The following is a 15,398-nucleotide window of genomic DNA, read 5'->3' as shown; positions in this document are numbered from 1 at the left end:
GGCCTTATTGCATTTTATCTGGCAAGGTCTGTTGATCGCATTGCTGCTGGCTGTGTCCTTGTATCTTATTGGTTCTAACCAGGTAAGAGCACGTTATGCAGTTGCCTATATTGCCTTGCTTGCCTGCATTAGCCTTCCTGCCAGGGAGTTTTTCCTGAGGATCGATGGGGCTCATGTCAGTAAAGGAATCAATGTGCTGGGTGAAGTTCCTGCCTACTTGGGATTTGATGCTTCGTCAGCGTGGATGGGGTTTTTTCCATGGGTAGAAATGCATTTGAGCGATATAGTGGGCGTATGGCTCATCTGTGTCGCGACACTGGCAATACGCTTGTGCATGGGCTTGTTCTGGATTTCTGCCTATACCCACCCTCATCGCAGCACATCAAATTCTCTATGGCAGTGGCGCATTGATCAAATGAGCGAAAAATTTCTCATCCGCAGCAAGGTGATATTCAGGGTAGTTGATGATCTCAAGGGCCCTGTCACTGTCGGTATAGTCCGTCCCATGATACTCCTGCCCAGCGCAATGCTTACGGGCATGCCAGTTGATTTGCTGGAAATGCTGGTGGCGCATGAGATGGCGCACATCAAACGGCATGACTATTCGTTGAATTTGATTCAATCGCTGATAGAAATCATCTTGTTTTACCACCCGGCAGTTTGGTGGATATCGAGGCAGATTCGTAATAACAGAGAAGAAATTGCGGATGATCTAGCCGCAAGAGTTACAGGCGAACCGCGGCGTCTTGCTCTTGCACTTTCTGAATTGGCTAATTTCCAATTCATAACCCCTCAACTGGCCCAGGCGGCCCAAGGAGGAAATCTTATGTCCCGTATCAAACGTCTCATCAAACCTGAAGTAAGAACCCTGAACTGGAAAGCCGCATTCCTTATTCTTGGCCTGGTATCAAGTTCCTTGACCTTGTTTGCTCATGCCAATATATCGTCTTCAAATGCTGCAAAAGAAACTGGCACTGCGAAAGATACCAGTGCTGCAAAAATGCTTTACCGGGATGATGACAAGAAAGGTGATAAAAGACCCGTCATTGATTTTGCCAAATGTCGTCCCATGTATCCCAAAGAATCCATGGAGAAAAAAGAATCCGGAACGGTATATATGTCAGTTCTGGTTGGGGCAGATGGTGACATACTGAATACTAAAGTAGATCGTTCCTCCGGTTACCGGATGCTGGACAGTGCCGTGGTAGCTGCGTTGAGAAGCTGTAAAGAAAAAGCGATACCAGGCAAAATCAATGGCGAGTATGCGCAAATTTGGACGAAAGTGCAGTTTGTCTGGAAATTAGCGTAAGCATGTTTTAATGGTGGCAGACTGACTGCCACCAGCTTTCAACTGGGAGATTGTCAGCATATCCCTTTACACATATCAACTGAAGTGCCTTGATGACTTGCAGGCAAATATTGCGGAGGCGGATGTTGAAATCCATTGAAATGCCAGTGTCAGACATCAATGCATGCGACAAATCTATCGCGAGCGAGTTGTTTTTGCCGGGCGCATTGATGTGTAAAAGAATCCCTTCATTGTATTAACATGACCATGCTTTATAAATATCAGAAAATCATTTATGCAATTAACCCATTTTACTGACCTGGGACTACGCGTGCTCATGTATCTGAGTCACAAAGACAGACAAGAGCCTGTGACAATCAGCGAGATTGCCAGTAAATTCTCCATCTCCCGTAACCATCTCGTCAAGGTGGTGCATTTTCTGGCGCAAAAGGGCTGGATCATTACGACCAGAGGAAAGGGCGGAGGCATGGCCTTGGCGCAAGACATAAAGTCTTATAGGCTAGGCAGCATTATCCGCGAACTTGAAGGTGTGGATGCCTTGATAGACTGCGCCGCCCCGCCATGTGCATTGCGTGGCAATTGCCAGCTTAAGTCTTTACTTGATGATGCATTGCTGGTGTTTTACACTAAGCTTGACCAATACACACTACAAGACGCTCTCGGTGGACGGACGCAGGAAGCTATCATCATGTTGCATCAATCCGGGTTTATCGATAGTGCAAAATTCAAGCATCTTCCTTAAATGCCCTGGTAACTGACCAGCTATCTTCATGGGCGATATACCATCTCTTTCGTCATTGAATCTTGTATTGCTTATTTCTCATTATTGTTTTTTAAAAAATGCTAATATGCTTACAAGGTCATGTAATAAGACCATCTGGCACGTAGGCATGATGTTTTTGCAAGCAAGATAATTTCTTGGCAAGAAATAGCTACGGCTGGGACAGCGCCAATATGAGCATTTAGCCAATGCCAGGAGTTCAGATGACAGTATCCCAGATGCAAGCCCGCATTTTGATAGTCGATGATGAAACCGCACACATGCAGGCATTGTGTGATTTGTTGCGTGACCATAACTATGAAACTACAGGCTTTGCCAATGGCATCGAAGCGCTGGCATATCTTCGCAACAATACATTTGACTTGTTGCTGACAGATTTAATGATGCCTGATCTTGACGGCATTGCCATGGTTGAGTCTGCCCGCAAGATTGATGCTGATCTTGCCTGTATAGTCATGACGGGTGAAGGTAGTATCACCTCTGCGGTCAGGGCGATGAAGGTCGGCGCACTTGACTACATTATCAAACCATTCAAAATTTCAGCAATCCTGCCCGTGCTGGTGCGTGCCATGGAGACGCGTCAGCTGCGCATGGCGAATGCCAGACTGGAGCAGCAACTACGCGAACATACTGCCGAACTGGTAATCTTGAATCAGGACCTGGAGCAAGCCAGGATGCAGGCAGAAATTGCAAATCGTGCAAAATCGACATTTTTGTCGAACATGAGCCATGAATTGCGCACACCCCTGAATGCCATACTTGGTTTTGCACAGATTCTGGCATCTGATAGTCTGCAAACCAGTCTCGATGAGAAAAAAGAATTCGCCAAGCACATAGAGGAAGCTGGCAGCCATTTGTTAGCACTGATTAATGAAATTCTTGATCTGGCAAAAGTAGAGTCAGGAGCGATGAAATTGACTGCAGAAGTCATCACTCTTGATGAGGTATTTGCAGAGTGCAAAACAATGATAGAACCGCTGGCCCAGAAACGCGGAATTAATGTCAGTTTTGCAGAAAACACGTGCCTGCATGTGAATGCTGACCGGATTCGCCTGAAGCAAGTATTGATTAATTTGTTGTCGAATGCCATCAAATATAACCGTCAAAATGGCACAGTCAGTGTTGTAGCACATCTGGAAGATGATCTGCATGTCTGTATTCAAGTCATCGACACTGGCGTTGGCCTTAGCACCGTTCAACTGGAAACCATTTTCCAGCCCTTTAACCGTCTTGGGCGCGAAGTATTCAATGAAGAAGGAACCGGCATAGGTCTGTCACTGGTCAAACACCTTGTCGAGGAGATGAATGGTCGCATAGGCATCAATAGCCAGGTAGGTTCAGGCAGTACATTTTGGGTCAGATTCCCCGGTTCTGCCGCCGACAGCCAATACCGGCAACCAGATATTAAAATGATGTTTTATGAGTCTGCGCAGGGCCCAAAATCAAGTACACAAAAATGTCTGTTATATGTTGAAGATAATCCTACCAATCTGAGGCTGGTCGCCGAATTGATACGCCTGCGCTCTGACCTGATTTTATTGACCGCTACGGACGGCTTGCTAGGTATAGAGCAGGCACGCCTGCATTTGCCAGACCTTATTTTGATGGATATCAACTTGCCAGGTATAGACGGTATAGAAACCATGCGGTTTTTGCAGAGCGACCCAAGGACCGCGCACATCCCGGTCATTGCTGTGACAGCAAATGCAATGCCTGCGGATCTTGAAAATGGAAAAGCAGCTGGTTTTTTTTCTTACATTACCAAACCCATCAACATTGAAGAGTTTGGATTGGCTGTGGACAAGGCACTGGAGTTCGTTGCAAATAAATCCCCGATTTAAAGCATCAGCATCGTCATGCTGATGAACACTTCTTAGTGTTTTACATCAGAAAGGATGGCCATGGAGCAGACATCAACAAATAACCTTGCACACATAGACAGGTGGCAAAAGAACAGACAAAAGGCATTCAAGACCATCTCTCCTGAAGGAAAAGTGGTGAAATACCTGGGGAAAGAATTCCTGGTTTTTCCTGAAACCTTCTGGCCATTCACAGATAGTCAGCCGTTGGTGAAGAGTTTTAAAATCAAACCGGGTGAAAGCGTGCTTGATGTAGGTACGGGCTCCGGGGTGATTGCTATTTTTGCCTGCTACGGTGGCGCCAGCAAGGTGACAGCTGTCGATATTAATCCTGCCGCTATTAAAAGTGCCAAACACAATGCAAAGCTGCATGGTTTTGACAAACTCATGAGAGTCAAAAAATCCAACCTGTTTCAGGCACTGGAAGGAGAGCAGTTTGACGTCATTACTGCTAACCTGCCATTTCGCAACAAGCCCGCACATGACGTAGTCGCCAGCTCGCAATGGGATACTGATTTCAAGACGAATACACAATTTTTTGCGGAGGTTGGGAAGTATCTCAAGCCGGAAGGGCGTATTTATTTTTCTCAATCCAATTTTGGTGCCACTGATGAGATCAAGGCATTGGCAAAAGCTGCCGGTTTGACTGTCAGAACACTGGCGAGTGCAGCGGCAGACAAGGCAGAGACAAAAAAATTCTATGCCTTTGTCATGAGGCGCGCAAAGCAGCCGGGTGAATGATGGACGTCATAGACGCTGTCAATGATTTGCGCCGGGTGACGCATACGGATCTGGCCGCGCGCGTCAAGAATGTTGCTGTTATCCTCACATCTCCCAGATCAGGCTCCAGCCTGCTTAAAAGCGTGCTGTCATCGCATCCCGAAATCGCCTCACTTGATGGTGAAATGGAGCCATTTCTTGCTTTGACGAGAAATGGTTTTTCCTTTAATGCAGGCAGCGACGCGCTCAAGTCCATCGATAATCAGGGCGTACTGCTGGATAATATTTTTGATGACATGACTTTGCCTGCAGGAGGCGAGTCTGACTATCTATTTCTCAAGGACAGATGGAGGAAGCGCCTGCTATTGCAATTCCCTGCCTTATTCTCTGAAGATCGAGCTCATGAACAGCTCATACATGATCTGGATGCAGTTTTTCGTTTGGCCGGAGAAAAGAAAATTCAGAGTGAAGCCATGCTGCAAGATTTGGTATTGTCGCGCGTTTTCAAGAGCGAAATCTGGCGGCTGGATTATTACGACGGGAAAAAAAATCCTGCAGCCAGCCATAGTTTCAATGAACCTTTCAAACTGGAAGAACCGCCATTTGTAGTCCCCAGACAGCATCGAAGGCAGTTAGAGCCCGACGATGTTGAGCAAAAAATCTTGCTATTCAAGACTCCGCCCGATGTTTACAGGATAGGCATGTATGAACAGTTGTTTCCAAATGCCAGAATCCGGTATCTGCATCTGACCAGGGGTTATGCGCAATCAGTGAATGGCTTGATGGATGGCTGGTTATCACCCGTTGCTTTTTTTTCACATGATCTGGAACGCATAGGACTCAATTTATCAATCAGGGGATATTCCGATACCGTGAGTTTTGGCAAGCGCTGGTGGAAATTTGATTTACCACCGAACTGGCAAGAATATTTGAATACCAATCTGGAAGAAGTCTGTTTGAATCAATGGTTGTCTGCACACCAGGCCATCATTGATAGCCGGGTTACTTCTTTGTCTGTCTCATTTGAAGAATTTTTATCAGACCCCGCTGGAATCATACAGAAAATTACTTCTTATCTGGGCTTGCCAGAAATGCGAAGTTTACCTGTTTTTCCAGTGACGATGGCGACTGAGGCACCCAAAATCCGACGCTGGCACAAGCGTGAAACCGATTTGCTACGCATGGGAAAAAGAAAGGATGTGCAAATGATGATGGATAGCTTGGCTTATTCCATGAATCCGGAAACCTGGCTATGAATAAACACTTACTCATTCCCTTTCTGACCGGGCAAAGAAGGGACGGTCTTGGCCGCGTCAATGACGTCAGCGCACATCCCTGGGAAATAATGAATATCCCTGAGTTCAAAGAAACCGCCATTGCTGACGCGAATGAAAAATTGCGCAGAATGGGACAGATTTATGCAAATCTGGCTACCAGGGTTCAGCAAATCACTGAAGACGGCGACAGGGCAGTCTGTATAGCTGGCGACTGTTTTTCTACTTTGGCTGTAGTGACGGGACTTCAAAAAGCGGGCAGGCAACCAGACCGTATATTGTGGCTGGATGCACACGGAGATTTTCACACCTGGGAAACCACGCTTACCAAATACCTGGGGGGGATGCCTCTGGCCATGCTGGTTGGACGGCGCGACAGACGCAGGAATGAACGCAATGCCATTGGCACTTTTTTAAAAGAAGTTGGTATCAAGCCTTATCCAGAGGAGCAAATCATTCTGTCTGATGCCCGCGATCTCGATTCCGGTGAAAAAGAGTCACTGGAAAGTTCAAAGATACTCACTTGCAACATCGATCAGATAAGCAAGCACCTGTCACCGCATGAAAACATATATCTGCATTTTGATACCGATGTGATTGATGACAGGACTAAATTACCTGCTCTTAAATATCACGTCAGGCAAGGCCCCTCGCATGCTCAGATGAGCGCTCTTTTTTCTGTATTGCGTCAATTCAAGCTGGTCGCAGTGTCTGTTTCCGCATGGCATGAAGAAGAGGATCTGGACAATAAAACCGCTATTGCTTGCTTAAATTTACTTGAAGAACTAGAATAAAAAACAATGTTTCATCATTGCATGACGTGATGCAAGTTGCAATTAAAAACACATACTCATATCACTCTGCAATGTTCAGCTCGGCTCTCACGCTTATTTTGGATATTGCTATATGAGTTGGTAAAGTGAATGCGGAAAAGAGGGAAGCGGCATGGCAGGCATAAAGCTCGGGCAATTTTTTCACAAGACAGTTCTCATCTGGCTTGCCTGTATGCTTGGTGCAATTCTTTTCTTGAGTTTGATTTATGTCTGGCTCATCCGCGCACCAGTGTCCAAAGTGCCGCTGGAACAAGTCATCATTGCTACCAATACTGAATATGTAGGCACCTGTTCCATCACAGCAGCCCGTGAGAAGGGTTACTTCGCCAAAGAAGGTATCGTTGTACTCATACAGTCACATTCCAGTGGCAAAGCCGCTATGGAGGCTGTCGTTCAGGGGCAGGCACACCTCGGGACCGTAGCCGATATTCCAGTCATGTTTGCCGGGCTGGACCAAAGACCGGTTGCGGCGATAGCCACGATTTTTAAAACTGACAAAGACCATGGCATAGTCGGACGCCGTGACCGGGGCATACTGCAGCCTGCGGACCTCAAAGGCAAGCGAGTTGGCGTCACGCTTAGCTCATCGAGCCATTTCACCCTCAGCGCTTTTTTGAACCGCCAGAAACTGTCGGTCAAAGACGTGACCATGATCAATTACAAGCCGGAAGAATTTGCTGATGCGATAGAGCGTGGTGAAGTCGACGCTGTCGCTACGTGGGAGCCGTTCCTGAATACCATGATGACGCGACTTGGTGACAACGGTGTGATTTTTTATGGCAAAGATGTGTATGAAAGCCTGTACAACGTCGTTGGCATGCGCAGTTACATTTCTGCTGAGCCTGAAACGATCAAGAAAGTATTGCGTGCTCTTGATCAGGGGAGTAATTACTGTAACGAAATGCCTGATGCCGCCCGGATATTGCATGAGGCAGGTAAAAAAACCAATACCAAAGAACAAAGAACAGCATGGGCTACCTATCGCTTTGAAATTGGTCTCGATCAGGGATTATTGCTGGCACTGGAAGATCAGGCCCGGTGGGCAATCAAGAACAAGCTGACCAATAAAACTGAAGTGCCAAATTACCTTGACTATATATATTTGGACGGTATGGAAAAAGTCAAGCCGTCGGCAGTGACCATCATTCATTGAGATTCCAAAGTGAAAATTTCGACCCGACTGAAATTTGCGGAATTAATATCTTTAGCCATCGTGGCAATGATTGTTGTGATTTTGTTGTCCACGACTTTGCAAATGAAGCGGGAAATTGCCAAAAATGAAGCGGCTGGCGAGTTATTGCAGGCAGTAACTTCTTTGCGCTATCTGACGTTGGAGTATGCCTTGCGCCATGACGAGCGCACTAAGTCTCAATGGCAATTGCGCAGTACTTCTTTGAGAAAGCGCCTGGCTGGCTCTGAAGAATTTACCGAGTCAGCGGATAAAGAGGCAATAGCCGAATTGAGAGATGGTAACGAAAATATAGCGCAACTCTTTACTCTATTGGTCGGCAATCATCGAGAGCTGATGAAGGAAAAAGATAAGGCCGAGATACTGGAGGAATTGGAGTCCCGTTTATTGGGGCAAATCACCAATAAAACCCAGGCCATGATTTCTGATGCCTTGAGTTTGTCTGAACAAAGCCGAATCGGTGCCCTGAACGCCCAGCAGCGGGCCTTTAATGCGGTGATTCTGTTTGGTGGCATAGTGGTATTGGTCGTGACTGTCACTATCTATATTACGCTGCGCAGTGTCAGCCGGCCTCTGGAAAAACTGCGTGAAGGCACAGCGATTGTCGGCGCAGGCAATCTCGATTTTTCCCTGCGGTTTGACAGCCAGGACGAGATAGGGGATTTGGCACGCGCATTTGATGGCATGACAGAAAAACTCAAACTGACCACTGTCTCTCGTGATTCCCTGGTTGATATTAACGAAACTTTGCAGGCAGAAATCATAGAGCGTCAGCAAATCGAGAAAAAAGCACAGGCACAGCTTGCCCGCTTGAATTTACTGCATCAGATTACCCGTTCGATAGGAGAGCGGCAAGATTTACGGAGTATCTTCCAGGTTGTCATCCGTAGCCTCGAAGACCATCTTCCTGTGGATTTCAGTTGCGTTTGCCTTTATGACCAAGGTAAAAACCAGTTGCAGGTCACCAGCGTTGGCTTGCACAGTGAGTCTTTGGCGCAACAATTATCCATGACCCAGAATACCCAGGTCTCTATAGATGAGAACGGCCTGTCGCGCTGTGTGCGTGGTCAACTGGTCTATGAAGCGGACATCAGTATAGTCGATTTTCCTTTTCCACAAAGACTGGCTGCTGGCGGACTCAATGCCCTGGTGATGGCACCGCTGAGGGCAGAAAGTACCGTGTTTGGCGTGCTGGTCGTCGCCAAACGTGAAGCTCATAGCTTTAATAGCGGTGAATGTGAGTTTTTAAGACAGTTGAGCGAGCATGTGGCCCTGGCTGCCAATCAGGCGCAACTCTATACCGCGCTACAGCAAGCTTATGATGATTTGCGCCAGACCCAACAATCTATCATGCAACAAGAACGTCTGCGGGCCCTGGGACAAATGGCCAGCGGTATAGCTCACGACATCAACAACGCAATCTCGCCTGTTGCACTTTATACTGAATCCTTACTCGAAACAGAAAAAAACCTGAGTGTTAAAGGCAGAAATTATCTGGAAGTTATTTCGCGCGCAATAGATGATGTTGCCGCAACTGTCGCCAGGATGAGGGAATTTTATCGCCAGCGTGCGCCACAATTATCTCTGTCAGCTGTCAATGTAAACAGCCTGGTTCAACAAGTCATAGACCTTACCCGTGCCAGATGGAGCGACATGCCACAGCAGCGCGGCATTGTCATCAATGTGCATACCGAGCTTGCACAAGATTTGCCGGATATCATGGGTGTGCACGGTGAAATAAGGGAAGCATTAACTAATTTGATCTTCAATGCGGTGGATGCCATGCCGGAGGGCGGGGTACTCACTTTACGCACCAGTGTCGTTCAGGATTTGCTGGAATCGACTAAAGAAGTCATCTTGAAACAAGTTCACATCGAAGTCAGCGATTCAGGTGTAGGCATGTCTGACGATACCAGGCGCAGGTGTCTGGAACCGTTCTTTACCACCAAAGGTGAGCGCGGAACCGGGCTGGGCCTGGCCATGGTCTATGGCATGATAGAAAGACATAGTGCCCATATCGACATCCTGACTGAAGTTGGCAAGGGTACTACCATGCGCATGAGTTTTCTTGTGCCCACTACGGTCAGTCCGATTGCCAGAACACCGGCTGCAGAATCTGTGCCTACGCACAGGCGCATACTGGTGGTTGATGATGATCCCATGGTTTTAAAGTCCTTGCGCGACATATTGGAAATTGACGGCCATAGCGTACTCTCGGCTGATGGTGGTCAGGCTGGGATAAATGCGTTTAATGAGGCACATGAAAGAGGGGATACTTTTGCCGTTGTCATCACCGATCTTGGTATGCCATATATCGATGGCCGCAAGTTGGCCAGCTCCATCAAGGAAGTGTCACCCACGACTCCCATCATCATGTTGACAGGTTGGGGACAGCGCCTGGTCGATGACGGTGACTCACCCTCGCATGTGGATTGCGTGCTGAGTAAACCCCCCAAACTATCAGAGTTGCGTGAGGCGTTGAGGAAGATACTGTGATCTTTTGATATTCAAGCCAATACTGTCATGACTTGCTTTTAATGCCTGCTTGCTCGCGAAAACAAAAAAATATCTGAATTGCAATTTACTGACATTTAATATCAGTTTCTAAGCCTCCAACTGCCAAAATCCACGTAATTCATCAAAGTTCGTACAAAATAGTGAACTTTCCCCTGTTTTTAAGACTAAACTGTCGCGCCTTGGACTTGCTCCAAGGTACCAAGAGGGAATTACTCATAATTTTCACATCTTTTTATAACAATATGATGAAAAAAACACTTACCACGCTGGCGGTCATGAGCCTATGCCAGATAGCTAGCGCAGATGAAGGCATGTGGATGCCTCAGCAGTTGCCACAGGTTGCCAAGCAACTTAAGGCAGACGGTTTAAAACTGGATCCTGCAACATTGACCAAATTGACTGAGTTTCCTATGGGAGCAATTGTCAGTCTCGGCGGTTGCTCAGCTTCCTTTGTATCCCCACAGGGCTTAGTCGCAACCAACCATCACTGCGTCTATAACAGTGTTGCCCACAATTCAAAGCCAGAGCGCAACTTGCTGGCAAATGGTTTTCTGGCAAATAGCCTTGAGGAAGAATTGCCTGCTTCTCCTGGCTCTCGTATTTTCGTGACGAAAGAAGTCAACAATGTCAGTAACAAGATCATCGACAAAAATACTGCCAAATTGAATGGCAAGGCACGTGTCGATGCCATTGAAAAAAATTCCAAAGCCATCATCGCTGAATGCGAAAAAGACGCCGGTCATCGCTGCAATGTCTATCCTTACTATGGTGGCCTTGAGTATTACCTTATCAAGCAACTGGAAATCAAAGACGTACGCCTGGTTCACGCACCGCCTGAAGGTGTAGGCAAATTTGGTGGCGATACCGATAACTGGATGTGGCCGCGCCACACCGGTGACTACGGTTTTTACCGCGCGTATGTCAGTAAAGACGGCAAATCTGCCGACTACAGCAAAGACAATGTACCGTACGTACCAAAACATTTCCTGAAACTGGCCAAAGACAATCTCAAGGAAGGTGACTTTATCATGGTGCTGGGTTACCCAGGCCGCACCAACCGTCATCGCCTGCCATCAGAAGTCGCTTACACATTTGACTGGAATTATCCGACGTTTGTGAAGAGTTCAGGTGACATGCTGGCCATCATCGCCAAAGAAACCAGCAGCAATCCAGATGCGAAACTCAAATACGCCGGTCAGGTTGCAGGCATCAACAACTACTACAAAAACCGTCAGGGTATGCTCGACAGCTATGCAGGCAGCGATATCCTGGCACGCAAAACCAAAGAGCATGAAGAGCTGAAAGCCTGGATCAACAGCAATCCTGCACGCGCCAAAGAATTTGCCAGCGATATTGATCTGGTAGAGAAATTGATCGCAGAGCGCGATGCTCTGGGTAAGCGCGATTTTTATCTGGCCAGTTCTTCTCCACGCTTCTTGTCTACAGCGCGCACTTTGTACCGTTTGTCGAATGAATCAACAAAAGCGGATGCGGAACGCAAAGCAGGCTTCCAGGTACGCGACCTGCCTCGCTTCAAAGCGTCAGTAGATGCGGTCGAACGCAGTTATGATGAAAAAGTCGATAAGGCTCTGGTCTTGTACAACCTGAGCAAATACGCCGCACAAGCCAAGGCGGACCGTAATGCCAATTTCGATGCTGCATTGGGTATCAAGGATGGCATGTCTGAAGCTGATTTGAAATCCCTGCTTGACACCTTGTATGCTGGTAGCAAACTGGGTGACAAGACAGCACGCAGCGCGTGGTTGACTGCAAAACCAGAAGACTTCAAAGCCAGCAATGACAGCTTTATCAAAGCAGCCGTGGCGATGTATGAAGGTGGTTTGAAGCGTGAAGCTGAAGATGAAGAATTGATGGGCAAAATCCAGCAAGCCTACGGCAATTACATGAAGGCAAAAATCGCCTACATGAAGAGCAAAGGGCAGGCAGTATATCCAGATGCCAACAGCACCTTGCGCGTTACCTTCGGCAAAGTGACTGGGCGTGATCACGGTACTGCTGATGGCTTGGCATGGAGCGCCTTCACGACAGTCAATGGTATCCCGCCAAAAGCAACCGGCACTGGCGAATTTAATGCACCAGCTGCACAATTGGCTGCGATCAAGGCCAAAGACTTCGGCAAATATGTTGATCCGCAACTGAAGACAGTTCCTGTGAACTATCTGGCGACTTTGGATATCACCGGCGGTAATTCTGGTTCCGCTGCTCTGAATGCCAAAGGCGAATTCATTGGTCTGGCATTTGACGGCACTTTGGATTCCATTATTTCTGACTGGGATTACAACAAGGCCAACTCTCGTTCCATACAAGTTGATCTGCGTTATATGTTATGGCAGATGAAGCATGTAGATAAGGCTGATCGTCTGTTGAAGGAAATGGGCGCAGAGTAATCAAGCAACTGCCTCAAAGTAAAAAGCCCTGCAAGTCACATTGCAGGGCTTTTTTATCTGATGATGTTAAAGCTCGTATTTATTGCCTGCAGTGGAACGGATAGAGTGCGTGTCATAAATCAAATCCAGATACTTTATCTTGTTGCTATCAGCATCAAACGTAAACAGGTCCATGACTTTGAAGGTGATTAAAGTCCCGTCACGAACTGTCCAGTCATATTGGAAATAAGCTGTTGCATGATGTTTCTTTGTTGTGCTGACAAAGATGTCGATAGGGGTAATCACATTGCGGCTGGACGCTTCTGCCAGTCTGTCAAAGAAAGGGCCAGCTGCCATTTCTCCAAGAAACGGCGAAAGAACCTTTCCATCTTCTGCAAACAAGCTCTTGATGGTGCCGTAGTCGGCATCACCAAGCGCCCTCATATAGATTTGCAAAACAGAAATGTACTCTGACATTGATGTCTACTTTTGATTAATGCCTCACAAATGTATCACTTTTTGTGCAATCGCCAGGTTTGCTCAGGCCAAATCTACGGTTTTCATTGATGACAGTTCCTGGCTAAGCAAAAGCATGAGCTCACTTTGCTCGAATTGTTTTATCAGTAAAGGAACAGCAAATACAAACTCGGATCCATCGCGCTTGAGTACATACGCTAATTGCAGGCGGGACAGAGCATGACGCATGGGTTCTGGTTCTACAGTCAGACCATTGTAAGCAAGCAGGGCGGCAAGTGCAGATAAACTCGTTTTGCCTTTGAGCGCCGTGTGATAGACAACGATGCGGTCAAGGCGGCAAGAGGCTTCATCGTTGCTTAATTTACCCCAGCCAGCCAAAGCATCCTGCACAGCTTGCGAAGTTAGCGCGTGCGTGACATGGCGGACTTCTATGGCACGCTCTCCTGGCTGCAAGGCTTCCAGGCATTCTTGACAAAGAATGGCGAGCAAATTGGCGCGCTGGCCACTGGCTTCCACCAGTTGATCGACTAACTGGTTGCTGGAAAACCCGAAGCGCAAGCGCGATAGAGGTACGGTGACCAATTCTTTACAGGCATCTTGCTCCAGCCCACCGATCGTCAATACCTCACCAAAATTGCGCAGTGGGGATTGATAATCAAGCACCGCAGTTGCATATAAGTCCCAAAAACCCGCCAGCATGAACCAGCAACGGCCTTCATCACTCAAGGAGCGCAGGGCAGATAATTGTGGGTAATTATTGATGGACTCATCACGGAAAAAGAGATCAGCTTCGTCGATCAACAGGAATAATCGTTTACCTGAGAAGTTGGCTTCCAAATGAGAAATAATATCTTCGATAGGCGTTGTTGCATCAAGGCCAAACTGAAGTGCCATGCGAGGAGCCAGACGATGATCGCGCAAAGAAATGTAATGACAGACTATGTGTGGATGCCCCTGCAGGCTACGCTGGACAGCTTTCAAGAGGCTGCTTTTGCCAAGTTGGCGCCCACCCACGACAAGGTAATTGGAGGGATCGCGACCGATGACGCGTGACAGCAATTTTTCCCGCCCAAAAAATGCACCCGCACTGGTAACCGCCCCTCTGGTCTGATAGGGCGATATGCGCGTTACACGTAATTGCTCAGCAAGAAGACGCAATAGTACAGTTGCAGGTTGTCTGCTAAGCATGCACTCAGTCTGACTCGCGCCGTCGAGCATCACAAACATATTGGCTTTATCTTCGCAGTAAGCTTGCAGCGCAATATGTTCTGTTTCACTCTCGGATCTGGCAAGTATCAGCATCACATCCGAACCAATTTGCGCGGATATTAGCGCACCTATCAGTACCTCATCGTTGACATCAACATAGGGGATGAACACCAGACATCTGTCCAGCGACACGGGCAGATTGCTGGCAAACTGCCACTCAAAAACCTGGCCAGGAAGTGACCAACCTGTACTGACTTTGCTTTGCACTGACAGCCGGGTAGCCAGGTATTCCTGCTGTTTGTTTGCACCTTCATTGACATAGGCAACGGCGCGCTGCCAGGAGGCAGTGGAGATGCCCGCAGCTTGCAACGTCGCCTGTCTTCTGCCGGTAATACCCAGCAAACGATCGAGTTTGGGCAAGATACGGTAGGGTGTTCTTCGCAGGCGGTCAGGGCGCAATTGTGATGGCCCCAGTAAAGGGTGTCTTACAAGCGCAAAAATACCAGCGACTATGAAAATCAATACGCAAACCAGGGGCAAGGTCTTTAGCTGGCTCAGAGTTACAGTGTCTGAAGTGGCACCTTCGCAATTCATTGGCATGAATTTGGCAGGCACGGGAGGCGTGCCGGCACGGCATTTCCATGAGTGATTTGATGGAATGAACTCAAGTATCAATTGTGTCCCCGACAGGGAGCCTAACTGGGCATATTTTATTAAATTGATCTGCAATATATTTGACCGGGGTGAGGTCACTACGAGATATGGTGTAATTGTTTGTGGTTCTAACTTTTTAATGTCAGAAGGCCATTCATCGTTAATGTTACGCATCTCAGACAAAGCAAG

11 protein-coding genes are annotated in these 15,398 nt (G+C 47.5%); 9 read left to right on the top strand and 2 right to left on the bottom strand.

Annotated elements, in window-relative coordinates; all coding sequences use genetic code 11:
* Positions 1-31: 31 nt before the first annotated feature.
* The 9 genes from UNDKW_RS12790 to UNDKW_RS12750 all read left to right on the top strand — a co-directional run bounded on the left by UNDKW_RS12790 (position 32) and on the right by UNDKW_RS12750 (position 12,890).
* A complete protein-coding gene (locus UNDKW_RS12790) occupies positions 32-1,309 on the top strand; it encodes a M56 family metallopeptidase (RefSeq protein ID WP_162058995.1) in 1,278 nt (425 codons plus the stop codon).
* A 274-nt stretch (positions 1,310-1,583) separates the two neighbouring features.
* The gene (locus UNDKW_RS12785; RefSeq protein WP_162058994.1) at positions 1,584-2,051 is read left to right on the top strand and encodes an Rrf2 family transcriptional regulator; all 468 of its coding nucleotides are present in this window, start codon (positions 1,584-1,586) and stop codon (positions 2,049-2,051) included.
* Between the two features lie 242 nt (positions 2,052-2,293).
* Positions 2,294-3,931 carry a response regulator gene (locus UNDKW_RS12780; protein WP_232063365.1) on the top strand — a complete coding sequence of 546 codons (1,638 nt, stop codon included), beginning with the start codon at positions 2,294-2,296 and terminating at the stop codon, positions 3,929-3,931.
* A 60-nt stretch (positions 3,932-3,991) separates the two neighbouring features.
* Positions 3,992-4,690 carry a methyltransferase gene (locus UNDKW_RS12775; RefSeq protein WP_162058993.1) on the top strand — a complete coding sequence of 233 codons (699 nt, stop codon included), beginning with the start codon at positions 3,992-3,994 and terminating at the stop codon, positions 4,688-4,690.
* Entirely contained in the window at positions 4,687-5,925 is a 1,239-nt protein-coding gene (locus UNDKW_RS12770) for a sulfotransferase (RefSeq protein WP_162058992.1), read from the top strand. The genes UNDKW_RS12775 and UNDKW_RS12770 overlap by 4 nt, the downstream gene beginning before the upstream one ends.
* Positions 5,922-6,737 (top strand): arginase family protein, encoded by an 816-nt coding sequence (locus UNDKW_RS12765; protein WP_162058991.1) that lies wholly within the window; start codon positions 5,922-5,924, stop codon positions 6,735-6,737. The genes UNDKW_RS12770 and UNDKW_RS12765 overlap by 4 nt, the downstream gene beginning before the upstream one ends.
* Before the next feature lie 232 nt (positions 6,738-6,969).
* On the top strand, positions 6,970-7,929 hold the full coding sequence (locus UNDKW_RS12760) for an ABC transporter substrate-binding protein (RefSeq protein WP_232063364.1): 960 nt from the start codon (positions 6,970-6,972) through the stop codon (positions 7,927-7,929).
* A 66-nt stretch (positions 7,930-7,995) separates the two neighbouring features.
* Positions 7,996-10,461, top strand: a complete 2,466-nt coding sequence (locus tag UNDKW_RS12755; protein WP_232063420.1) for a response regulator — start codon at positions 7,996-7,998, stop codon at positions 10,459-10,461.
* Positions 10,462-10,727: 266 nt separating this feature from the next.
* Positions 10,728-12,890, top strand: a complete 2,163-nt coding sequence (locus UNDKW_RS12750; RefSeq protein WP_162058988.1) for a S46 family peptidase — start codon at positions 10,728-10,730, stop codon at positions 12,888-12,890.
* A 66-nt stretch (positions 12,891-12,956) separates the two neighbouring features.
* Here the strand turns inward: UNDKW_RS12750 and UNDKW_RS12745 are convergent, their stop codons facing one another.
* Both UNDKW_RS12745 and UNDKW_RS12740 read right to left on the bottom strand, forming a co-directional pair.
* Positions 12,957-13,346 carry a nuclear transport factor 2 family protein gene (locus tag UNDKW_RS12745; protein ID WP_162058987.1) on the bottom strand — a complete coding sequence of 130 codons (390 nt, stop codon included), beginning with the start codon at positions 13,344-13,346 and terminating at the stop codon, positions 12,957-12,959.
* 63 nt (positions 13,347-13,409) lie between these two features.
* The gene (locus tag UNDKW_RS12740; protein ID WP_232063363.1) at positions 13,410-15,155 is read right to left on the bottom strand and encodes an AAA family ATPase; all 1,746 of its coding nucleotides are present in this window, start codon (positions 15,153-15,155) and stop codon (positions 13,410-13,412) included.
* Positions 15,156-15,398: the final 243 nt, after the last annotated feature.

Origin of the sequence: Undibacterium sp. KW1 (assembly GCF_009937955.1) — a bacterium.
In the GTDB taxonomy this organism is placed as follows: domain Bacteria; phylum Pseudomonadota; class Gammaproteobacteria; order Burkholderiales; family Burkholderiaceae_D; genus Undibacterium.
Note: the sequence above shows the minus strand (reverse complement) of the source record. Positions and strands in the feature narration are given on the sequence as shown.

Bases quoted from the DNA above. Each gene is read 5' to 3' on its own strand.
- UNDKW_RS12750 (WP_162058988.1), top strand. From the start codon at position 10,728: ATGAAAAAAACACTTACCACGCTGGCGGTCATGAGCCTATGCCAGATA.
- UNDKW_RS12740 (WP_232063363.1), bottom strand. From the start codon at position 15,155: ATGCCAATGAATTGCGAAGGTGCCACTTCAGACACTGTAACTCTGAGC.
- UNDKW_RS12755 (WP_232063420.1), top strand. From the start codon at position 7,996: ATGATTGTTGTGATTTTGTTGTCCACGACTTTGCAAATGAAGCGGGAA.
- UNDKW_RS12780 (WP_232063365.1), top strand. From the start codon at position 2,294: ATGACAGTATCCCAGATGCAAGCCCGCATTTTGATAGTCGATGATGAA.
- UNDKW_RS12765 (WP_162058991.1), top strand. From the start codon at position 5,922: ATGAATAAACACTTACTCATTCCCTTTCTGACCGGGCAAAGAAGGGAC.
- UNDKW_RS12745 (WP_162058987.1), bottom strand. From the start codon at position 13,346: ATGTCAGAGTACATTTCTGTTTTGCAAATCTATATGAGGGCGCTTGGT.
- UNDKW_RS12785 (WP_162058994.1), top strand. From the start codon at position 1,584: ATGCAATTAACCCATTTTACTGACCTGGGACTACGCGTGCTCATGTAT.
- UNDKW_RS12770 (WP_162058992.1), top strand. From the start codon at position 4,687: ATGATGGACGTCATAGACGCTGTCAATGATTTGCGCCGGGTGACGCAT.
- UNDKW_RS12775 (WP_162058993.1), top strand. From the start codon at position 3,992: ATGGAGCAGACATCAACAAATAACCTTGCACACATAGACAGGTGGCAA.